Genomic DNA, 21,650 nt, shown 5'->3' with positions numbered 1-21,650 from the left:
AGCATCTTAGCACTCGCTAAGTGCTAGAAATCGCCAGAGAGGGGATTTGCAATCATCTTACTACCCCCTCCTCTCTTGGATTTTCTAAGGATTTAGCAAGTGGGCTAAATCCAAGAAACTCCATTCTCCCCCACCAAGGGGGAGATAACCGGAGCCTTCCTCAATAATCCTTCTCGAAGAACAAACCAGCGCCTGAATCGCCATTGGCTCCAACCGCACCCTTGGCTTTCAGGTTCGGCGTGATATCGAGGTTGATCGTACCTCTTGTAGAACCTGCGGCACCTGCCTCGACCCCAAGATAGACATTGTCGCGGATGTAGCGGCCAGCGCGAACGCCCGCATTACCCTGGCTGTCGGTTACGACGTCCAGATCGTCAAGGCCGGTGTTCTTGCGCAAATTTTCCAGCAATGATGAATTCCCCCCTCCGGCAAGTTCGGCAGCGGCGGCAGCAAGCCGGGCGACCTGAAACGCCGACAATTCGCTGATGGAGCGATTGAAGATCAGCCGCGCCATGACTTCGTCCTGCGGCAGTTCGGGCTGCGACGAGAATGTTATCTGGAGGTCGGATACGCGGCCCCGCACCGTGACATTGACGGTAATGTCGGAGCCTTGCGTACTGGCAACGAAATTTATGTCAGGGTCGAGATCGCCCACCAATGTGACCTGGCCCTCGGTGAACGTTATGCGCTGTCCGAGAATTCCAAGCCGCCCGCGGATGAGATCGAAGGCGCCAACGGGCTGGATATTGGTCGCGGGGCCGGTCAACCGGACAGAACCGCCAATCTCTGCATCCAGACCGCGGCCCCTGACGAAAATCCGGTTGGGTGCGGTAACGTTGATATCGAGCCGTACCACGCTTGGACGGGCGGTCGGCGTGGCAACCTGCGGCTGGTCAGCCTTGGCGCGTTTCAAGGTCTGTGCAACTGCCTTGGATGGGTCCTTATGCTTGACATCGATCACGGCGGACGCCCCGCCAAAGCTCTCCGGTACGGTGATCTCCGCCCGGTCGATGTTAACATTGCCCGATATGACTGGATCGCGGGTCAGCGGACCCTTGACGCTGAGCGCGCCGGTGAGAGTTGCTACCACCAGGTTGCCATCGGCATAGCGGGCCCTGTCCAGCCTTATGTCGATATTGGCCGGGAAGTTTGCGGCCGCATCGGTCGAGATTGTTCCGGTCGCGCTGATCGTTCCGCCGGTGGACAGGCTTGCATTGAAGGTCCTGATCGTGACGGTGGTCCCTTCCATGCTGCCAAGCAGGGTGATGCGTTGCAGGCGCAGATTGGCTTGTGGGTCGACGACCTCCGCTCCATTGGCGGAGAACATGCCGCGGATCTGCGGTTGCGCGAAACTGCCCGAAATGGAAGCGGTCAGATCGATGGTGCCCTTGGCCTGGGTGCCTCGATCCGCAAGAAAACGATTGGCCAGCGAAAGGGGAATAGTGCCGGTAACGTCGATGCCGAGGCCCGACCCGGACGCCGGTACAGTGCCGCTTGCCGAAACCGTGAACCCTTGCGGGCCGTCAGCTTTGGCGGAGGAAAGCGTCAGGGTATTGTTGGCAAAGCGGCCGGCCGCGGTCAGCTGCAGCGGAGCCAGCCCCGCCTCCTGCAACGGCCTGGCGGAAAGTCCGGCGCCCTTCAGGTCGAATTCGGCGTTGGGTCTTTGCAGCGTACCAGTGACCCTGCCCCTGCCGGAAATGACACCTGCAAGATTCTGGTTTTTGACGACGCCATTCAGCGCCGTCAGCGGAAAGCTTTTCAGATCGAAATCGACGCCGAGCTCTCCTTGCGCGAGCGGCACCGAACCCCTTGCCGAGGCATCAAGCCCGCCTGCACCGGTCAGATGCGCGTCGACATTCAGCCGGTCCGTGGTGGACGTGCCTTTGGCATCAAGATTGAGCGCGTCGAGCCCGGCTTTCCTAAGTGCGGCGGCAGTGATGCCCCGCGCCTGCACGTCAAAGTTCACGTCGGGTTGCTGCCGTGTCCCGCCAACTTTCGCCGTGCCGTTGATCTCGCCGCCGAGGCCAAGATCCGGTTTGATCGTATTGGCGATATCGAGCGGCAGCTTCTGGATAGCGACCGCAAGGTCGAGGGTTTCGGCCGCCTCACCGCTTACCGTCACCCGCCCCTGGCCGACGTCGAGGACGATGTTGCCCAGGGAAATGTTGCTGCCGGCAACGTTGATGGCGGCGGGCTGGACCAGCCGTGCAGCGAGGGCACCGCGCGTCAGCTCCGCATTGGCGAGCGACAGGAGAAAACCCTTGTCGTTTGGCTGAAGGGCGCCCTGGAGCGATGTCCGGGCGCCATTGTTCAAGCCGGCGTTCAGCTTGAAATTGGTTGTTCTGCCGTCCTTTGTCGCCTGAGCGTCAAGATTGTTGACGATGATGCCTGAAGCCGAAACATCCGAGGCGGTGACGGAACCGTTCGCCGAAGGAACCTTGAAAATATCCTGTGCGGCCAGTTCTATCGCCGCCTTGCCGACGACGATGTCGTTGGCCTTCAGATTGTCGATCTGGCCCTTGATCTCGACATTCTGCTTCTCGTCCGCATGCGACAGGGCGATGGTAGCGTCGGCCTTGCCCGTCGCCTCGACAAGAAACAGCGCGGCCGCTGTCGAGACATCGCTGGAGGCGAGCGTCAGGTTGCCGTTGTAAAGCCCTTGTTTCGACTGGGTAACATCACCGCGCAGTCGTGTCCCGCCTGCGATGAACGAGATATTGGTCAGCCGGTTTTCATCCCGATGCAGCGCAATTTCGCTCGCAAGATCGGCACGGACGCCGTCCAGGAACGCCAGGCCGGAAACCTTGCCTTCGACGATATCCTTGTAGAGCGTACCGTTGAAGGTCAGATCGCCCTCAGTCAGCTTGCGGCCGGCGAGAGACCCCTCCGGCACGCCGGCATCGAAAGCGAGTGCGATGATATTGTCCTGGCCACGCGCACTGCCCTTGACCTTGAGAGCGCCACTGGCTTTTTCCGACAGGAGCGCGAGATCCGTGAGATCGAGGCCGAAATCGAAGTTTGCCGCACCTGTTGCGAAAGTCCCGTTGGCATTGATCAATGTCTGGGGGTTTTCGATCCGGAAGTTCTTGGCGGTCAATCCCGCTTCACCCCGAGCGATTCCGCCGGTGATGCGCGTTTCACCCGCCAATACTTTGTCAGCCGCATCGATACCAAGTGTCATTCCGGTGGCATGGCCATCCAGCATCAGGTCGAAACCGCCGGTAAGCGCCTCGACCAGGCCATTGGCCTTGAGATCGATCGATCCGGCAAGTTCGCGGCCGGCCAAGGCCGAGAAAGGCGCGATGCTCGACGCTTTGACCAGAATGTCGCCGCGATAGGCAAACTTGTCGATCGTCCCGGCCAAGGCTGCACTCAGCCCGTTGGCAGCAACCAGCGCCTGTTTGAGATTGACGGGCGTTCCGGCCTTCCAGTCGCCGTTGACCTTGAGCTGAATGAGTTCTCCGAGAGCCTCGGCGATATCGGCACGTGTTGCGGTAACACCGGCAACTTCGCCATTCACATCGTAAGTCAGCGAGCGCGCCGTCGGATTGTCGATGTTCTCGGCGAGACCTTTGGCGACGAGATTGATGGACTTCGAGGCGAAGCTGTCCGTGGTGAAGTTGGTCACTTCGACCGTGCTAGACCAGTCATTATTGGTACTGGTGCCGAAACCTACCGCCAGCACAGCCTTGTCGACCGTCGTCTGACCGCCCTTGACCGGCAGGATCACCTTCTTGCCGGTCGGATCGGCGATTGTCGCATCGACCTTCAGACGCTTCAGGAAGCCGTCATTGGTCGTTTCGCCATTGGCGTCGAGTGCCAGTGCGTTGCTCTTGATGTTCAAGCGATCGAGCGCCACGCCGCCGGCATCACGCATGACGCCATTGACGATCAGTGTTGTTTCATTGCCGAAGAAGTCGCGGAAAATCGGAGGAATCAGCGTGGCGATTTCACCGTTGAGATTGGTCTTGAAACCGAGCCCGTCGCTCTGCCGGTCGAGTTTCGTATCGCCGGTAAGCACACGCTTGCCTGCCGCATCGAGCGTCAACTGCAGCAGGAGATCGCTGAGAGGACCCGAGCCCTTCAACGCTAGAGCTACCGGCGGTTTGCCTTCGATGTTGAGGAGGTTGGCGACGATGCCGTTCTGCGGTTCATTGAGTGTCAGATCAAGATCGAGCTGCTGGCTTTCATTGGCGTAGGCCGCCCTGATCTGGAACTCGCCGCCCGGTCCATCGAGGCGTTGCACCTGCAGGCTGGAATTCAGCGAACCGCTTTCGAGCGTCAGGTTGCCGGCCAGCGAGATTTCCGATTGCAGGCCGAAAACGCCGTCGCCGAAAGCGATGCGTCCGATGTTCAACTGCTGCAAAATCACGGCGAGCGGCAGTTCGGGCAGGCTGAAACTCCTGGCTTCCGGCGCGGGCAGGCTCTCGTCCGGCAGAGGCTTGCGCAATATGTCGATGCGATCAGCGGCCAGTGTATTGACGTCCAGACGGCCCCGCAGCAGCGCAAGCCGGCTCCAGACGATCCTGGCATTGGTGACGCGCAGCCAGATGCCCTCGCGGTCGGCAATCGTGATCGAGCCAATGGTGGCTTCGGAGGAGAGCACGCCCTGAATGCCGGAGATAACGATCTGCCGATTCGGCGTCGAGAGCTGGTTCTGCACGAAGCTGAGAAAGTATGACTTCTCGACCTCAGCGCTCGCGGATTCGGGAGCCTGCGCCAAGGCGCCTTGCGAGACGATCGGGCTCATGAGGAGCATGAGGAAAAGTGCTGCGATAATCCGGGTCAAAACGCCTGTCCTATGCCAACGTAGAAAGCAAAACTGGGATCGTCGTTCGTACGGTCGAGCGGCACTGCAAAGTCGAGCCGTATCGGACCGAGACCCGTATTATAGCGCACCCCGGCGCCAACGCCGAGCCGCATCTGATCGGCGAAATCAGGAAAGGACTCCTCGCCGACATAGCCCGCGTCGACAAAGCCGACGACGCCGATCGTGTCGGTCATGCGAATGCGCGCTTCCACCGAGCTTTCGACAAGGGAGCGGCCGCCAATCACATAGGTATCGCCGTCGCGTTCGACATTGACGCCGACATTGCGATAGGCATAGCCACGGATCGAGCCGCCGCCACCGGCGAAGAACAGCTGGTCCGGCGGCAATTCCGAAACCTCTGCGCCGACGATGGAGCCAAGCTTCAGACGGCCGGCCAGGATGAAGCGGTTGTCGGCGTCGAAACTGTAATAGGTACGGCCCTCCGCGGTGAACTTGGTGGCGAAATTGCCGTATTCGAACTCGTAGAAGGGCGAAAGCAGACCTTCGAGGAAATAGCCCTGCGAGGGATCGACCTTGCTTTCGCGGCTGTCATAGGTGAGGCCGCCAAGGAGCCCGGCCGTGAGAAAATCGCGTTCGCCGAAAAAGTCGTCGTCGAAACGCGACTTGGAGACAAACACGCTGAGCTTTCCGGTCAGTTCGTCGCTGAAAATCTGGGTAAAGCCGGCTTCGGCGGTCACAGACGTTTGCGTATAGGCGTCGAGAACCTCGCGCCTGCCGATGAGCGATGAGATGAAATCCGTATCGGGCGTATAGACACCGGGCTTCGTGAAAGTAACGCCAAGCGTGTAATTGTAATCCTGAGGACTATAGGATTGCGCGCCGATGCCGCCGACCTTGGCATCGAATCGCAGCCGTTCCGCTCGCCCGAAAAGATTGCGATGCAGCCAGTAAGCGTCCAGACCGGCGCCATCGAGCGTTGAATAGGAACCGCCAAGACCGAAGCGCCGCAGCTTCTGTTCCTGTACTGCGATGGTGATGGGCAAAAGGCCATCATTCGTGATCGCGTCGGCTTCCTCGATACGCGCCGAACGGAACACTTCCAGCCGCGACAGGCGCTTCTTGGCGCGCTCGATCTCATCGGGGTCGTATTCGACGCCGGGTTGCAGACCGGTGATGAAGGCGACAAACTCCGGGTCCATGCGCTCGGTACCCGAGACCTGAATTGGTCCGAATGCCGCGCGTCGATCAGGATCAACGTCAATCGTTGCGTCGACCCTGTTATTATCATGGTCGGCCACAACATTACGCGAGACGATCCTGGCTTTCGGATGACCTTGTTCGCGCCACGCATCGATGGCAAGCCGCTCTGCCTTGATAATCGACGTCGACCGCGCGATGTCGCCCGGCGCAAAGCCTTCAGCCTCCGGCCGGTCAACCATGTCTTTCCGGTCGAGCGTCGGCGGGGCCATGTTCTCGACGCGGGCCGTAGCAAACAGGAACTGCGGTCCGGGATCGACGGAAATCGTCACCGGAGCGGGGTTTGGCAATTCCGCGTCAGGTGGAATATCGCTGGCTTCGCGCCCGTCCACCTTGATGCTGATCGTACCGCCATAACGGCCATCCGCATAAAGCGCGCCCAGAATCCGGCGATAATCACCTCGCGCCTTGGCGAGCAGCCCGGCGGCCCCCGAAGCAGGCTTGTCCTTGTCGGCGATCAGGCCGGAGGCGCCTTCGACGAGCTCTTTCGTCTCTTTGTTGTCGTCCGCTGATATCTCGACTGTATATTTATGGGGATCGGCGATCACCGCATCCGCATCTGCATCTTTTCTCTCACCCCATAGATGAATGCCGAAAAGATCAAAAGCATGGGCAGGCGACACGAGCGCCGTGCAAGCCAGAAGTGCTGCACCAAACAAACTGGCCTGTGGGCGTCTAAAGTCCATCAACCAGCAAAATCCTCAACTCAAAAACACACAAGTACACGCAGAAAACGGCATTCATAGACTGCGATCGTTAAAATTCGCCTCCCGAGCTTAAGAAAACGATAACATGCTGATCTATGGAGGCCAACCCGCATGGACGCTTTAGAGCCAGGCAAAGCCCACGTTGTGGCAGGACGGCCACAAAAGCAGATTAAAACCTTATCATCAACCTGCTCCCGGTGTCAGTCTGAATTCACGCGCAATTGCACTGCGGAGGCAACCTATCTAGGTTATGACGATGAGGCCTGTCGTCCCGGAGTGAATTTGATGAAACCCGTATTCCTGCAGCTGCAATGCTTTCCCGGCAAGACCTACGAGGTGGCCGCTGCGCTATTCGAACGAGAAATCGTCTCGGAGTTGTATTCGACCAGCGGCGACTACGATCTTTTGATGAAGATCTACATTCCCGAAGAACAAGACGTCGGCAAATTCATCAACGATAATGTGCTCGATATACCGGGCATTGCCCGCTCGCTGACGACAATGACGTTTACCGCCTTTTAGGCGAGACACTACGTCCCGTTTTATGCAGTGGTGATATTCACTATGTAATCAGTGCAAAGATAATGCCCCGGCGGGGTAACAAATCTCCATTCTTTTGCCATGGAAGTGGTTTTTCTAGTAAGATACTTTCCCAGGCAATTTACCATCAGGATTTACGCAGATGCCGCCCTATCGTTCACGCACAACCACACATGGCCGCAACATGGCAGGAGCCCGTGGGCTCTGGCGCGCTACAGGCATGAAGGACGAAGATTTCGGCAAGCCGATTATTGCGGTGGTAAACTCGTTTACACAATTCGTACCCGGTCACGTGCATCTGAAGGATCTGGGCCAGCTCGTTGCCCGTGAAATCGAAAGCGCCGGCGGTGTTGCCAAGGAATTCAACACTATCGCCGTCGATGACGGCATCGCCATGGGCCACGACGGGATGCTCTATTCGCTCCCGAGCCGCGAGATCATCGCCGACAGCGTCGAATACATGGTCAACGCACATTGCGCCGATGCGATGGTCTGCATCTCCAATTGTGACAAGATTACCCCCGGCATGTTGATGGCAGCACTGCGCCTGAACATTCCCGTCGTATTCGTTTCCGGCGGGCCGATGGAGGCTGGCAAGGTCGTTTGGGATGACAAGGAAAAGAAGCTCGACCTTGTGGACGCCATGGTTGCTGCCGCCGACGACCGCATCTCCGATGCCGAGGTAACGGCCATCGAGCGCTCCGCCTGCCCCACCTGCGGGTCCTGCTCCGGCATGTTCACGGCAAATTCCATGAACTGCCTGACCGAAGCACTTGGCCTTTCACTTCCGGGCAACGGCTCCACGCTCGCAACCCACGCCGACCGCCGCCGCCTCTTCGTCGAGGCTGGTCATCTGGTTGTTGATCTTGCACGCCGCTACTACGAACAGGACGATGAGACTGCACTGCCGCGCTCCATCGCTTCGTTCGCGGCTTTCGAGAACGCCATGACGCTGGATATCGCGATGGGCGGCTCAACCAACACCGTGCTGCATCTGCTTGCGGCTGCGCATGAGGGCGAGGTCGACTTCACCATGGCGGATATCGACCGCCTCTCCCGCCGTGTTCCGGTTCTCTGCAAGGTCGCACCGGCAGTCGCCAACGTGCACATGGAAGACGTGCATCATGCCGGCGGTGTCATGGGAATCCTTGGCGAACTCGATCGCGCCGGTCTGCTCGATACTTCGGTCTATTCAGTGCACGCCGCCACTCTCGGCGCGGCGCTCGATCGTTGGGACGTCGTTCGCAGCAAGAACAAGTCCGTGCATGATTTCTTCATGGCTGCACCGGGCGGAGTGCCGACGCAGGTCGCCTTCAGCCAGGAACGCCGCTTTGCCGATGTCGACCTTGACCGCGAAACGGGTGTTATCCGCAATGTGGAACATGCCTATTCCAAGGATGGCGGGCTGGCCGTGCTTTACGGCAATCTTGCCGAGGATGGCTGCATCGTCAAAACAGCAGGCGTGGATGACTCGATCCTGAAGTTTTCGGGCCCCGCGCGCATCTTCGAAAGCCAGGACAGCGCAGTTCTTGGTATTCTGAACGGTGGCGTCAAGCCGGGAGATATCGTGTTGATCCGCTACGAAGGACCGCGCGGCGGTCCTGGCATGCAGGAGATGCTGTACCCGACCAGCTATCTGAAGTCCAAGGGTCTCGGCAAAGCCTGCGCGCTGATCACTGACGGACGCTTCTCAGGCGGCTCGTCAGGCCTGTCCATTGGCCACGTTTCCCCGGAAGCGGCTGAAGGCGGGTTGATCGGGCTGGTTCACGAAGGCGATATCATCGACATCGACATTCCGAACCGCAAAATCCACCTTGCAGTCGATGATGCAGTTATCGCCGATCGCCGCGCGCATATGGAAGCCAAAGGCACTGCCGCCTGGAAGCCCGAGGAAAAGCGCAAGCGCAAGGTAACGACTGCGTTGCGGGCCTATGGCGCGATGGCAACCAGTGCCGCACGCGGTGCCGTCAGGCAAATCCCGGATCATTGGGAGTAATATAGTATAGCACTACCATTGCGCGTGGTCCGACAGGCTCAGCCTTGTCGAACCACGCACATAAGATGCAGCCTCCTAGAAGCTGCACCCGAAGCTATTACTTCGCGGCGTCCGTGACTTTCGTCGTCCAGGCGCCCTCAGGTTTTTTGGTGATGACCGGATCCGAACCGCCGCCAAGCAATGTCTCGACCGTGCGCTCCGCAGCTGCCACGTCGAGCACGCCGTCGGAACCCTCCGTCAGCTTGTTGATTTCGGCAACCATGCGTTTCTGGTGCTTTTCCGTCTGGGCGCCGCTGGCATCATTGTCGAGCACGATCGTCGCGGCCTCATCCGGATTGGCGCGCGCGTATTCCCACCCCTTCATGGAAGCCTTGACGAACTTCGCGAGCTTTTCGACCATTTTCGGATCATCAAGGCTCTTCTGCAAGACATAGAGACCATCCTCCAGCGTTGCCACCTTCTCGTCCTCGTATTTGAACGTCACCAACTGATCCGCGGGAATGCCCGCATCGATCACCTGCCAATATTCGTTGTAGGTCATGGTGGAAATGCAATCGGCCTGCTTCTGGATCAGGGGATCGACGTTGAAGCCCTGTTTCAGAACGGTCACGCCATCGGGCCCGCCATCAGTCTTGAGGCCGAGGTGATTCATCCATGACAGGAATGGATATTCATTGCCGCCGAACCAGACGCCAAGCGTCTTGCCCTTGAAATCTTCCGGTTTCGTGATGCCGGTTTCCTTGCGGCAGGTGAGCATCATGCCCGAACGCTTGAACGGTTGAGCGATATTGACGAGGGGCAGGCCCTTTTCACGTGTCGCGAGCGCCGAGGGCATCCAGTCGACAACGACATCCGCGCCGCCGCCAGCAATTACCTGTGGCGGGGCAACATCGGGCCCGCCCGGCTTGATCTCGACATCGAGTCCGGCTTCCTCATAGAACCCCTTGTCCTTCGCCACGTAATAGCCGGCAAACTGGCCCTGCGTGACCCATTTCAGCTGAAGTACCAGCTTGTCCGCGGCAAGAGCGGAACCTGCCGTCAGTGTCACGGCCAAACCGGCCACGAGTGCAATCATATTCTTCATGTTTCAGTTCTCCTCTGTTCTTTTTCAAGTTCTATAGGACGGATGCCAGAAGGTGACCGCACGCTCGACGAGTGTGATCAGCCCATAGGATAGAGAGCCTGCAAGAGCAGCGACGAATATCTCCGCCCAGACCATATCGACATTCATGCGGCCGACTTCCGCTGAGATGCGAAAGCCCATGCCCACAATCGGCGAGCCAAAGAATTCGGCAACGATCGCACCGATGAGCGCCAGGGTCGAATTGATTTTCAACGCGTTGAAAATGAAGGGCATCGCCGCCGGCAAACGCAGCTTCAACAGGGTCTGGCCATAGGTGGAGCCATAGGTGCGCATGAGATCGCGTTCCATGGCGCCAGATGCGGCAAGCCCGGCAACCGTGTTCACGAGCATCGGGAAGAAGGTCATGATGACGACGACGGCGGCTTTCGACTCCCAATAGGAGCCAAACCACATGACCATGATCGGCGCGATGCCGACGACGGGCAACGCCGCAACGAGATTACCGATCGGCAGAAGACCCTTGCGCAGGAAGGGCACGCGATCGACGACGATCGCTGCGAGGAAGCCCGAACCGCAACCGATGGCGTAGCCTGCAATGGCAGCCTTCAGGAAAGTCTGCTGGAAGTCTGCCCAGAGCGTCGGTACGGAGGCAGCGATACGTGCTGCGATCATGGATGGGGGCGGCAGAAGGATCGAGGGAACGCCAAATCCGCGAACGACAATCTCCCAAAGGATCAGCAACCATGCGCCAAACAAAACGGGAAGCGCAAGATTTACCGTTCGCTGTACGATGGCAGATTGCGGCCGCAGCTCCGCCAGTCTCTGTACGGCCAGCCATGCCAGCAACCATGCAGTGATGACCATGCACCAGTAGCCGATCGCGGGAGGTGACATGGCAAAGGAACCAAGCAAACGGATCAGATAGAAAGCTGCCGCATGAACCAGTATCAGCAGCGCGACCAGCGAACTTGTTGAAGCGGAAGCGAACAGCGCCAGCGCAGAAGCCGCAAACAGCAGAGCGGGAGCTGCAAAAAAGGAAAAGCCCGGCGCGTCCGCGCCTGTTGGCAGCACCAGGGACGCCGCCGCGAGCAGGAACGCACCTATGGCGAGCGGCGAGCGCCTCATGTCCGCACGCCCATTCGCCGATTGACGAACGTTGCAATCACTCCGATCAAGCTGACGAGAATCGCCGCCATCAGGGCTGCGGCGATCAATGCTGCCCAGATCTGCACAGTCTGCCCGTAGTAGGAGCCCGCGAGAAGCCGCGCGCCGATGCCCGCAACGGCGCCGGTGGGCAATTCGCCGACAATGGCGCCGACGAGGCTGATGGCGACAGCGATTTTCATCGAGGTGAACAGGTACGGCATCGATGCCGGCCAACGCAGCTTCCAGAAGACCTGCGCCTTGGAGGCATTATAGGTGCGCATGAGATCAAGGTGCATGATCTCCGGAGAGCGCAGGCCTTTCACCATGCCGACGGCAACGGGGAAGAATGACAAGTATGTCGATATCATCGCCTTGGGCAGCAGGCCCGTTATATTGACGGCATTGAGCACGACGATGATCATGGGCGCGATAGCGAGGATCGGTACGGTCTGGGACGTGATGATCCATGGCATCAGGCTCTTGTCGAGCGTTCGCGAATGGACGATGGCGACGGCCAGAAGAATGCCGAGAAGCGTGCCGAGCCCAAAGCCGAGCAGCGTCGAAGAGAGTGTTACCCAGCCGTGGTAGACAAGGCTCCGCTTGGAGGTTGGGCTGATCTCGAAAACGGTCTTGCGTATTTCCGCCGCCACCTGATGGGGTGCGGGAAGCACCGGGCGCTCCTGGCGCATCGTGTTGGCGATAAGCTGGCTTGTCGAAATCTCCGCATTTGCCCGGGCCGCCTGATCGCGCTCGAAGGGCGCATTGAGGATGACAGCGAAGGCGTACCAGAGCGCGATGATCGCCAACAAAACCGTGCCGACAGGAATGACCCTGTCGTAGAGGACCTTACGCATAAAGCCCCCTCATTATAGATGTGCCTCGTCATAGGAGTGACCGTGGCGGAGACCCTCGCGGACCCGATGGGCGATCTCAAGAAATTTGGGAGACTCGCGAATGTCGAGCGTACGCTCGGAGCCGAGATTGCAGTCGATTACTTCATGGATGCGGCCCGGCCGGGGGCTCATCACCACGATCTTCGTTGACAGGAAAACAGCCTCGGGGATGGAATGGGTAACGAAGACCACGGTCTTCTGCGTCTTTGCCCAGAGTTTCAACAGTTCCTCGTTGAGATGGTCGCGGACAATCTCATCGAGTGCGCCAAACGGCTCATCCATCAAGAGCAGGTGGGGATCAAACGATAGCGCGCGGGCTATGGAGGCGCGCTGCTGCATGCCGCCCGATAATTGCCAGGGAAATTTCTTCTCGAAACCGGTCAGGTTCACCAACTCGAGGTTCCTGGCGATACGGTCCTTGCGCTCTTCCCTGGCAATCCCCATCACTTCGAGCGGCAAGGAAACATTTCCGCCGATCGTGCGCCAGGGATAGAGGGCCGCCGCCTGAAACACGTAGCCATAGGCGCGCTTTTGCCGTGCCTCGGAGGGCGTCATGCCATTGACCGAGATCGAACCCGACGTTGGCTGTTCAAGATCGGCTATTACCCGGAGCAACGTGGTCTTCCCACAACCCGACGGGCCGATAAAGGAAACAAACTCGCCGGCATTGACCACAAGATCGATGTTCGACAAGGCGTTGACCGCGCCGTCATTGGTCTGGAAGACCAGCGACAGGTCTTTGACGTCAATGACGTTTTTGGCCGCTTGTGGCATCGAGTTCGCCTTGGGTCGGAGCGTGACGACTGACATGGGGTCTATACGCCTGCCGGAATGTTCTTCGGATCGCGTTCCACCTTACGCGGAGCCGTCAATTCCTTCCAAGTGGAAAGTGCGCGGTTTGCGGACGGATTGGCTTCGCGCTCAACGAAACGGCCGCTCCCGGTCGACGCCAGCACTTCACCATCCTTAAAGGCGACTTGCCCTCGCGAAAGCGTCATACGCGGCAGGCCGGTTACCTCGAACCCTTCAAAGACGTTGTAATCGATTGCCGACTTCTGCGTCTTCGCCGAAATGACCTTTTTCGCGTTGGGATCCCATATGACGATGTCTGCGTCCGACCCCGGAAGAATAGCGCCTTTCCGAGGATAGATATTGAGAATTTGTGCAATATTGGTCGACGTCACGGCCACGAACTCGTTAGGTGTCAGCCGACCGGTAAGAACGCCTTTTGTCCACAGGACGGGCATGCGGTCTTCAAGCCCGCCGGTTCCGTTCGGAATCCGGGTGAAATCGCCGACACCGAAGCGCTTCTGCTCGGTGGTGAAAGCGCAGTGATCCGTGGCAACGACCTGAAGGCTCCCTGTGGCCAGACCCGCCCACAATCCATTCTGGTTGATCTTGTCGCGGAAGGGCGGCGACATGACGCGCCTCGCTGCATAGTCCCAATCTTCGTTTTTGTACTCGCTCTCGTCCAGAACGAGATGCTGAATCAGTGGCTCGCCATAGACGCGCATGCCCTTGGCCCGGGCGCGGCGAATGGCTTCGTGCGATTGCTCGCAGGACACATGCACGATGTAGAGCGGTACTCCCGCCTGATCGGCGATCATGATAGCGCGATTGGCGGCCTCACCCTCCACCTCCGGCGGGCGCGAGTAGGCGTGCGCCTCAGGTCCATTATTTCCTTCGGCGAGCAGCTTTTGCTGCAGATGCGCGACAACATCGCCATTCTCCGCGTGCACGAGCGGCATTGCGCCAATTTCTCCGCAACGCAGGAAAGAGGCGAACATCTCGTCATCGTCCACCATCAGCGCGCCCTTGTAAGCCATGAAATGCTTGAAGGTATTGATGCCCCGCTCGACCACTTTGGGCATCTCATCGAACACCTGCTTGTTCCAGGCGGTGATAGCCATGTGGAAAGAGTAGTCCGTGCGCGCCTTGCCGGCTTTCTGGAACCAGTCCTGCAAGGCGGCAAGCAGGCCATCCTGACCCGGCAGAACAAAATCCACCACCATGGTCGTGCCGCCAGCCAAGGCTGCGGCGGTGCCGGTATCGAAATCGTCCGTGGAGTGCGTGCCCATGAAGGGCATTTCGAGGTGCGTATGCGGATCGATCCCTCCCGGCATCACATAACAGCCGCTTGCATCGATGATTTCGTCGCCCGAAAGATTTGCTCCGATAGCGGCGATGGTGTCGCCGTCGATCAGGATATCCGCCCTATAGGTGCGGTCGGCGGCGATTATTGTACCGCCCTTGATCACTTTCGTAGCCATTTGTCCGTTCCCCTTATTGGTTTTTTGCCGAACAGGTTGCTGTATTTTGAGTTAGCGGATCAGGGCTGAATCTCCGCCTTCTCCAGGACCGCGTGCATCAGTACATCGGTGCCGGCAGTCGCCCATTCCTTTGAGATTTCTTCATCTTCGTTATGGCTGAGCCCGCCGACGCACGGGCACATGACCATTGCCGTCGGCGCCACGCGGTTGATCCAGCAGGCGTCATGCCCGGCGCCTGACACGATGTTGCGATGACTGTAGCCGAGCCGCTCCGCCGCATTGCGCACCGCGGTTACGCAGCCTTCGTCGAAGGTCACCGGATCGAAATGGCCCGCCTCCTCGATCAGGATTTCAAGGCCAAGTTCCTTGGCAATCCTTGACGCATTTGCCTCGATCTCCGCCTTCATGGCGGTCAGCGTCGAAAGATCGGGCGAGCGGATATCGACCGTGAACACGACCTTACCCGGGATGACATTCCGAGAGTTTGGATAGACATCTACATGGCCGATCGCTCCGACTGCACCAGGCTGATGTGCCATGGCGACAGTGTGGACGAGTTCGGTGATGCGGGCCATGCCAAGGCCCGCATTCCTGCGCATCGGCATCGGTGTCGAGCCCGTATGGCTTTCCTTGCCGGTCAACGTGATCTGCAGCCACCAGAGGCCCTGACCATGGGTAACAACGCCGATATCCTTGCCCTCGGCTTCGAGGATCGGGCCTTGCTCGATATGCAGCTCGAACAGTGCATGCATCTTGCGGGCGCCAACTTTTTCGTCGCCCTTCCAGCCAATTCGATCGAGCTCATCACCGAACTTCTTGCCCTTGGCGTCTTCACGATTGTACGCCCAGTCCTGATCGTGGATACCCGCGAAAACACCGGAGGCCAGCATGGCGGGAGCAAAACGCGTGCCCTCCTCATTGGTCCAGTTGACGACCACGATCGGGTGCCTGGTTTTGATATTGAGATCGTTGAGGGTGCGGATCAGCTCGAGCCCGCCAAGCACGCCAAGCACGCCGTCATATTTTCCGCCCGTTGGCTGGGTATCAAGGTGACTGCCGACATAGACCGGCAGCGCATCGGGATCGGTCCCTGGCCGAGTGAAGAACATGCTGCCCATGGTGTCGACGCCCATGGAAAGGCCTGCCTTCTCGCACCAGGTCTGGAACAGGCGGCGGCCTGTGCCATCTTCATCCGTCAATGTCTGGCGGTTATTGCCGCCGCGCAAACCGGGTCCGATCTTTGCCATCTCCATCAGGCTGTCCCAGAGACGGTCGCCGTTGATTCTGAGATTTCCTGTAAGCGCCATGCCTAGAGCCTCAATCGAGATTTTTCAGAACGTCGGCCAGCGTGTCGAAAAGATGCTCGATCTGCCCCTTGCTGATGATCAGTGGCGGGGACAGCGCGATAATATCGCCGGTGGTACGGATCAGCACGCCCTTTTCATAGGCTTTGAGGAATGCCTGGAAAGCCCGTTTGGTGGGCGCACCTTCGATCGGCTCAAGCTCGATTGCGCCGATCAGCCCGAGATTTCGAATGTCGATGACATGCGGCAGTCCCTTCAATGCATGCAGCGCCTCCTCCCAGTAACCCGATATCTCGGATGCGCGGGTCAAGAGCCCTTCTTCTTCATACGTATCGAGCGTCGCAAGCGCCGCTGCACAGGCAACAGGATGGCCGGAATAGGTGTAGCCGTGGAAAAGCTCGATCATGTTTTCCGCGCCCGTCATGAAAGTCTCGTAGATCTGCTTCGACGCGAAAACCGCACCCATGGGGATAACGCCGCTGGTGATGCCCTTGGCAGTGGTGACGAGATCGGGAACCACGCCGAAATAATCGACGGCAAACGGCGTGCCTAGACGGCCGAAACCGGTGATGACTTCATCGAAAATCAACAGGATGTCATGCTTGGTGCATATCTCGCGCAGGCGCTTCAAATAGCCCTTCGGCGGAATGAGAACACCGGTCGATCCGGCGACCGGCTCGACGATAACCGCCGCAATGTTGGAGGCATCGTGCAGCGCGACCACCTTTTCAAGGTCATCGGCAAATTCGGCGCCATATTCCGGTTCACCGCGCGTGTAAGCATTTCGTGCAAGATCGTGCGTGTGACGGATATGATCGATGCCGCTGAGGGCATTGCCGAAGGTCTTGCGATTGCCGGAAATGCCGCCAACCGAAATTCCGCCGAAACCGACGCCGTGATAGCCGCGCTCACGGCCGATCAGCTTGACCTTGGTGCCATTGCCCTTGGCGCGATGATAGGCGAGCGCGATCTTGAGCGCGGTATCGACCGACTCAGAGCCGGAATTGGTGAAGAACACATGGTCGAGGGGCGATGGCAGCATGGCGGCAAGGCGGGCGGCAAGCTCGAACGCTTTTGGATGGCCCATCTGGAACGCCGGCGCATAATCGAGCTCAGCAACCTGCTTCTGCACGGCCTCGACGATCCTGGGGCGACCATGACCGGCATTGCAGCACCAAAGACCCGCCGTTCCGTCCAGGATTTCGCGGCCGTCATGGGATTTGTAGTGCATGTCCTTGGCGCTTACCAATAGCCGGGGATTTTCCTTGAACTGGCGGTTTGCCGTAAATGGCATCCAGAACGCGTCAAGATTATTGGTCCCGTATGCCGCTTTAGACATTTGTGAAGCCTCCGAAGCGCGGATGTTACCGCTTGTTTTGTGTTCCCGAATGATTGAACTTGCAGCACAATCAAAAACTTGACTACTTGGTCAAAATGCAGGCTAGAAGAGCATAGGAAGACGGTCAAGCGCTTTATAAGTCTTTAGAGCAGTTCCAGGATGCGACGAAAAGGCCCGTCCGGGCAAATGATAGGGAAACGCGGTGCATGGCGAGGGCGGGCAAGGACAAACTGAAGGAAGCGCCGGAAAAAACGACGCGGATACAGGAAATCAATCGCCGTCTTATCCTCGACGCGGCTCTCGACATTTTCTCCACCTATGGCTTTCGCGGCACGACGATCGACCAGATCGCCGAGCGAGCCGGCATGTCCAAGCCGAACCTTCTTTACTATTTTCCGCGCAAGCAGAACATTTATGTGACGCTGCTCGAGGAGACGCTGGCGGAATGGCTTGCACCACTCGCCGAGATCGATGCCGAGGGAGACCCGATCGAACAATTGCGCAAATACATCACGTTGAAGATCAACATGTCCGAGACTCACCCGGAAGCCTCGCGATTGTTCGCCAACGAGGTTTTGCATGGCGCACCGGCCATCAGTGATTTTCTCACCAAGCACCTGAAGCCCCTGGTGGACGAAAAAGCCGCAGTCATTCGCCGCTGGGTGGGCGAGGGCAAGCTCGCACCGGTCGACCCTTATCATCTCATCTTCATGATCTGGGCGACCACCCAGCACTATGCGGATTTCGACGTGCAGGTGCGCGCAATCATGGGCAGTCAGGTCGGCCGCCCCGGTTTCAAAGAACAGACGGCCCAGGCAGTGCTGAGCATAATCCTCAATGGAATCAGGCCACGAGGCTGACGCGGGCGCCGGGGAGCGGACCAGCGACGCAGCCCGCCTTGGCATTTACGGCCAAGCTGGGCTAAACGTTGAGGTACTCCACGTGCAGAACGAATAATTCGAGGCATATATGACCGATCACGGTCAAAAAAACCGACCCGATCCTGACAAACTTCTGGAGCTTGCCGCCCGTGAAACCCGAGGCAAGCTGACTGTCTTCCTGGGCGCAGCTCCCGGCGTCGGCAAGACTTACGCCATGTTGCTGCGAGCGCGTCGCCTCAAGGAGGATGGCGCTGACATCGTTGTCGGTCTCGTCGAAACCCACGGCCGAATCGAGACCGCGGAATTGCTCGATGGCCTGGAGAGCATACCCCGCAAGCAGGTTCGCTATCGCGGCAAGGTGCTGGAAGAATTCGACATTGACGCTTCTATCGCCCGCAAGCCGAAAATCCTTGTGGTGGACGAGCTTGCCCACAGTAATGTGCCCGGCAGCCGCCATCCGAAACGGTACCAGGATATCGAGGAACTGCTCTGGCAGGGCATCGACGTTTGGACGGCAATGAACGTCCAGCACCTCGAAAGCCTTTCGGACGTCGTTACCAGCATTACCGGCGTGACTGTTCGCGAGATCGTGCCGGATGTCGTGCTGAAGCGTGCCGACGACGTCCTGCTCGTCGATTTGTCTCCGGCAGAGTTGATCATGCGCCTGAAGGAAGGAAAGGTCTATCTTCCCGGCAATGCCGAGCGCGCCGCGGCAGGCTTCTTCAAGCCCGCCAATCTGACCGCGCTGCGCGAGCTGGCGCTACGCCGCACGGCAGACCGCGTCGACGATCAGATGATCGACCTGTTGCGGGAAAACTCCATCGAAGGACCATGGGCAACAGGCGAAAGGCTGCTGGTCTGCGTTGGTCCGGACGACCTCTCTGAAAAGGTCGTGCGCACGGCCAGCCGCCTGGCATCAGGCCTCAACGCCCGCTGGCTCGTGGTATCGCTGACCGAGACCGACGACGCGGGCGAGGCGACGGGCAAGCGCCTCGATGAACTCCTCGGTTTGGCCGAACGGCTTGGTGCCGAAACACGCCGCGTGATTGCCGAAGATTTCGTCGAGGAAATCTTTCGTATAGCCCGGCGCGAAAACGTCACCCAGATCGTTGTCGGTCGCCCTAGGTCCGCGCGTTGGGCCAATCCGTTCCGACGCTCCCTGCCGAACGAAATCATCAAACGTTTCACCGATATCGGCGTTCACATCGTGACCGGTGAGGAACGGGGTATCTCCTATGCGGCGCCCTCCATGCGCCAGCGCAGCGGGCCCGAACTTGCCAAGGCGATCGCGGTTCCCATTGCGGCGACGGTCGTGACGACATTGCTCGGTCTCGCCGCAAGCGACATCGTTCATGCGCAAAATCTTTCCATGCTGTTCCTGGTCGCGGTCATCCTCTCCGGGATGATATGCGGCCGGCTTTCAGCGGTGATCGCAGCAGGTCTTTCGTTTGTCTTCTACAATTTCTTCTTTCTCGAACCGCTGCACGACCTGAGTATCGCAAAACCACACCAACTATTCTCGCTGATCATCTTCCTTGCCGTTGCGCTGATGATTGGCGACCTTGCAGGGCGCCTGCGCGATCAGGTCGCCCAGTCCCGGAACCAGGCGAAGAACACGCAGGCGCTCTATGAGTTTTCGCGCAAGCTCTCGGGCACGGCGCGCCTTGACGATGTTCTCATTTCCTCGGCATCCCATCTCCATTCAACCTTTGGCTCCGGGGTCGTCATTCTGATGCCCGATGACAACGACCTGTCGCTACAAGCCGCATGGCCGCCAGACCTGACGCTGGACGGCACCGATATGACGGCTGCACGCTGGGCGTACGAAAAGAACGAGCGCGCCGGTGCCGATACCGCGACATTGCCGCAGATCGGCTGGCAGTTCTTGCCAATTCACACGTCCAACGGGGTATCCGGGGTGCTCGGCCTTTCCATGGATGATCAACCGGGCCTGAGTGAGAACGACGATCGGATGGTGACCGCAATCCTCGATCAGACAGCGATCGCGATCGATCGGGCGCAACTCGTACGGGAAAACGCCAAAACGGCTGCGTTGCAAGAAAGCGAAAAACTCCATACGGCGCTTTTTTCATCGCTGTCGCATGATCTGAAAACACCCTTGGCATCCATCACCGGCGCCGTCACAACTTTGCGTGAGCTGGGGAGCCGCATCAAGGCCCATACACGCGACGACCTTCTGCTCGCAATCGAAGAGGAGGCCGCGCGGCTGACGCGTTTCGTCGCCAATCTTTTCGACATGACCCGCATCGAGGCGGGAACGCTCAAGGCAAAGAAACTTCCCGTGGACGCCGCAGAAGTGATCGCCTCGTCCATAGAGCGAATGAAAAAGCTCAAGCCGGGGATTGTCATTGAAACCAGCATTGCTTCTGACCTGCCGATGGTAAACGGCGATGCTTCATTGCTCGGCCAGACAATGTTCAACCTCCTGGACAATGCCGCCAAATATGCTGGCGACGGGCCGATCGCCGTCTATGCGAAACAGGACGGCGAGGAAGTTGCCATCAGCGTAACCGATCAGGGCAAAGGGATCCCGCCCAAGGACCTGGACAAAATCTTCGACAAGTTCTACCGGCGCGTGAAGAGCGACGGCCGTGCGCCGGGTACCGGGCTGGGGCTTTCGATCTCCCGTGGCTTCATCGAATCGATGGGTGGTACGATCAAGGCGGAGAGCCCCGCGATCCGCAAGCGGGGAACACGGTTCATTGTGCGGCTGCCTGTCGCGGGCCCGGAAAGGGCAGCGGTCGCATGAACCAGCATCGCATCCTCGTCGTGGACGATGAACCGCAGATACAGCGGTTCCTCAACCCCGCCCTGGCGGCATCCGGCTATGAGGTCATCGCGGCATCAACCGGGGCCGAGGCCGAGCGCCTGGCGGCCACGAGCGCACCGGATCTGATCATTCTTGACCTCGGCCTTCCGGACAAGGACGGCAAGGAAGTCATCGAGACCGTGCGCGCCTTTTCCGACGTGCCCATCATCATTCTTTCGGCTCGGGACCGGGAGGCCGAGAAGATCGCATCTCTGGATCTCGGCGCCAATGATTATGTCGAGAAGCCATTCGGTATCGGAGAACTGCTGGCGCGCATACGGACGGCCCTACGCCAGCAGGCCGCGGGCACCAGCGTGCCGTCACGATTTGAGGCCAAAGGGCTCGTTGTCGACATGGTCAAGCGGCTCGTCAGCCGTAATGGCGAGGAAGTGCATCTGACCCGCAAGGAATATCAACTGCTCGTACACCTGGTACTCCACGCTGGTATGGTACTGACGCATCGCCAGCTCCTCGCCTCCGTATGGGGCGCTGCGCACGTGCATGACCTGCAGTATCTGCGCGTGTTTGTCGGCCAGCTGCGGGCCAAGATCGAGGACGACGCCAATAGTCCGCAGTTTATCCGCACGGAAGCCGGAGTCGGCTACCGGTTTATCGCGGAGTGAAACGGGCCG

At 59.0% G+C, this 21,650-nt stretch carries 14 protein-coding genes; 5 read left to right on the top strand and 9 right to left on the bottom strand.

The window, feature by feature from the left end:
* Positions 1 to 160: 160 nt before the first annotated feature.
* The gene (locus tag CU100_RS02450) at positions 161 to 4,789 is read right to left on the bottom strand and encodes a translocation/assembly module TamB domain-containing protein (protein ID WP_245418901.1); all 4,629 of its coding nucleotides are present in this window, start codon (positions 4,787 to 4,789) and stop codon (positions 161 to 163) included.
* Positions 4,786 to 6,714, bottom strand: a complete 1,929-nt coding sequence (locus CU100_RS02445) for an autotransporter assembly complex protein TamA (protein WP_106714955.1) — start codon at positions 6,712 to 6,714, stop codon at positions 4,786 to 4,788. Before CU100_RS02445 ends, CU100_RS02450 begins: the two co-directional genes overlap by 4 nt.
* Before the next feature lie 306 nt (positions 6,715 to 7,020).
* Here CU100_RS02445 and CU100_RS02440 point away from each other — a divergent pair, with 306 nt between their 5' ends.
* Together CU100_RS02440 and ilvD are read left to right on the top strand one after the other, a co-directional pair.
* Complete coding sequence (locus CU100_RS02440) at positions 7,021 to 7,257, top strand: Lrp/AsnC family transcriptional regulator (protein ID WP_106714954.1); 237 nt, start codon at positions 7,021 to 7,023, stop codon at positions 7,255 to 7,257.
* 160 nt (positions 7,258 to 7,417) lie between these two features.
* The gene (ilvD, locus tag CU100_RS02435; protein ID WP_106714953.1) at positions 7,418 to 9,271 is read left to right on the top strand and encodes a dihydroxy-acid dehydratase; all 1,854 of its coding nucleotides are present in this window, start codon (positions 7,418 to 7,420) and stop codon (positions 9,269 to 9,271) included.
* 97 nt (positions 9,272 to 9,368) lie between these two features.
* On the opposite strand, the gene CU100_RS02430 is transcribed toward ilvD, so the two are convergent.
* The 7 genes from CU100_RS02430 to CU100_RS02400 are packed head-to-tail and all read right to left on the bottom strand — an operon-like array spanning position 9,369 to position 17,307.
* Complete coding sequence (locus tag CU100_RS02430) at positions 9,369 to 10,355, bottom strand: ABC transporter substrate-binding protein (protein WP_106714952.1); 987 nt, start codon at positions 10,353 to 10,355, stop codon at positions 9,369 to 9,371.
* Between the two features lie 24 nt (positions 10,356 to 10,379).
* Positions 10,380 to 11,480 (bottom strand): ABC transporter permease, encoded by a 1,101-nt coding sequence (locus tag CU100_RS02425; protein WP_106714951.1) that lies wholly within the window; start codon positions 11,478 to 11,480, stop codon positions 10,380 to 10,382.
* Entirely contained in the window at positions 11,477 to 12,355 is an 879-nt protein-coding gene (locus tag CU100_RS02420; protein WP_106714950.1) for an ABC transporter permease, read from the bottom strand. The genes CU100_RS02425 and CU100_RS02420 overlap by 4 nt, the downstream gene beginning before the upstream one ends.
* Before the next feature lie 12 nt (positions 12,356 to 12,367).
* Positions 12,368 to 13,204: an ABC transporter ATP-binding protein gene (locus tag CU100_RS02415; RefSeq protein WP_106714949.1), complete on the bottom strand. Its 837-nt coding sequence runs from the start codon at positions 13,202 to 13,204 to the stop codon at positions 12,368 to 12,370.
* Positions 13,205 to 13,209: 5 nt separating this feature from the next.
* Positions 13,210 to 14,664: a dihydropyrimidinase gene (gene hydA, locus CU100_RS02410; protein WP_106714948.1), complete on the bottom strand. Its 1,455-nt coding sequence runs from the start codon at positions 14,662 to 14,664 to the stop codon at positions 13,210 to 13,212.
* 59 nt (positions 14,665 to 14,723) lie between these two features.
* On the bottom strand, positions 14,724 to 15,971 hold the full coding sequence (locus CU100_RS02405) for a Zn-dependent hydrolase (protein WP_106714947.1): 1,248 nt from the start codon (positions 15,969 to 15,971) through the stop codon (positions 14,724 to 14,726).
* A 10-nt stretch (positions 15,972 to 15,981) separates the two neighbouring features.
* Positions 15,982 to 17,307 carry an aspartate aminotransferase family protein gene (locus tag CU100_RS02400; RefSeq protein ID WP_106714946.1) on the bottom strand — a complete coding sequence of 442 codons (1,326 nt, stop codon included), beginning with the start codon at positions 17,305 to 17,307 and terminating at the stop codon, positions 15,982 to 15,984.
* 206 nt (positions 17,308 to 17,513) lie between these two features.
* Between CU100_RS02400 and rutR the strand changes: the two genes are divergently transcribed.
* The 3 genes from rutR to CU100_RS02385 all read left to right on the top strand — a co-directional run bounded on the left by rutR (position 17,514) and on the right by CU100_RS02385 (position 21,641).
* Positions 17,514 to 18,167: an HTH-type transcriptional regulator RutR gene (rutR, locus tag CU100_RS02395; protein WP_106714945.1), complete on the top strand. Its 654-nt coding sequence runs from the start codon at positions 17,514 to 17,516 to the stop codon at positions 18,165 to 18,167.
* A 109-nt stretch (positions 18,168 to 18,276) separates the two neighbouring features.
* Positions 18,277 to 20,958, top strand: coding sequence for a sensor histidine kinase (locus CU100_RS02390; RefSeq protein ID WP_106714944.1), 2,682 nt, complete (start codon positions 18,277 to 18,279; stop codon positions 20,956 to 20,958).
* A complete protein-coding gene (locus CU100_RS02385; protein WP_106714943.1) occupies positions 20,955 to 21,641 on the top strand; it encodes a response regulator in 687 nt (228 codons plus the stop codon). Before CU100_RS02390 ends, CU100_RS02385 begins: the two co-directional genes overlap by 4 nt.
* Positions 21,642 to 21,650 lie beyond the last annotated feature (9 nt).

Origin of the sequence: Phyllobacterium endophyticum (assembly GCF_003010935.1) — a bacterium.
In the GTDB taxonomy this organism is placed as follows: domain Bacteria; phylum Pseudomonadota; class Alphaproteobacteria; order Rhizobiales; family Rhizobiaceae; genus Phyllobacterium; species Phyllobacterium endophyticum.
The sequence above is the reverse complement of the archived record's forward strand: the minus strand, read 5'-3'. Positions and strand labels throughout refer to the sequence as shown.

What these genes read in the sequence shown, in the direction of transcription:
- CU100_RS02420 (WP_106714950.1), bottom strand. Translation starts at nt 12,355, where the DNA reads ATGCGTAAGGTCCTCTACGACAGGGTCATTCCTGTCGGCACGGTTTTG.
- CU100_RS02405 (WP_106714947.1), bottom strand. Translation starts at nt 15,971, where the DNA reads ATGGCGCTTACAGGAAATCTCAGAATCAACGGCGACCGTCTCTGGGAC.
- CU100_RS02425 (WP_106714951.1), bottom strand. Translation starts at nt 11,480, where the DNA reads ATGAGGCGCTCGCCGCTCGCCATAGGTGCGTTCCTGCTCGCGGCGGCG.
- hydA (WP_106714948.1), bottom strand. Translation starts at nt 14,664, where the DNA reads ATGGCTACGAAAGTGATCAAGGGCGGTACAATAATCGCCGCCGACCGC.
- CU100_RS02400 (WP_106714946.1), bottom strand. Translation starts at nt 17,307, where the DNA reads ATGTCTAAAGCGGCATACGGGACCAATAATCTTGACGCGTTCTGGATG.
- CU100_RS02385 (WP_106714943.1), top strand. Translation starts at nt 20,955, where the DNA reads ATGAACCAGCATCGCATCCTCGTCGTGGACGATGAACCGCAGATACAG.
- rutR (WP_106714945.1), top strand. Translation starts at nt 17,514, where the DNA reads ATGGCGAGGGCGGGCAAGGACAAACTGAAGGAAGCGCCGGAAAAAACG.
- ilvD (WP_106714953.1), top strand. Translation starts at nt 7,418, where the DNA reads ATGCCGCCCTATCGTTCACGCACAACCACACATGGCCGCAACATGGCA.
- CU100_RS02415 (WP_106714949.1), bottom strand. Translation starts at nt 13,204, where the DNA reads ATGTCAGTCGTCACGCTCCGACCCAAGGCGAACTCGATGCCACAAGCG.
- CU100_RS02445 (WP_106714955.1), bottom strand. Translation starts at nt 6,714, where the DNA reads ATGGACTTTAGACGCCCACAGGCCAGTTTGTTTGGTGCAGCACTTCTG.
- CU100_RS02440 (WP_106714954.1), top strand. Translation starts at nt 7,021, where the DNA reads ATGAAACCCGTATTCCTGCAGCTGCAATGCTTTCCCGGCAAGACCTAC.
- CU100_RS02390 (WP_106714944.1), top strand. Translation starts at nt 18,277, where the DNA reads ATGACCGATCACGGTCAAAAAAACCGACCCGATCCTGACAAACTTCTG.
- CU100_RS02430 (WP_106714952.1), bottom strand. Translation starts at nt 10,355, where the DNA reads ATGAAGAATATGATTGCACTCGTGGCCGGTTTGGCCGTGACACTGACG.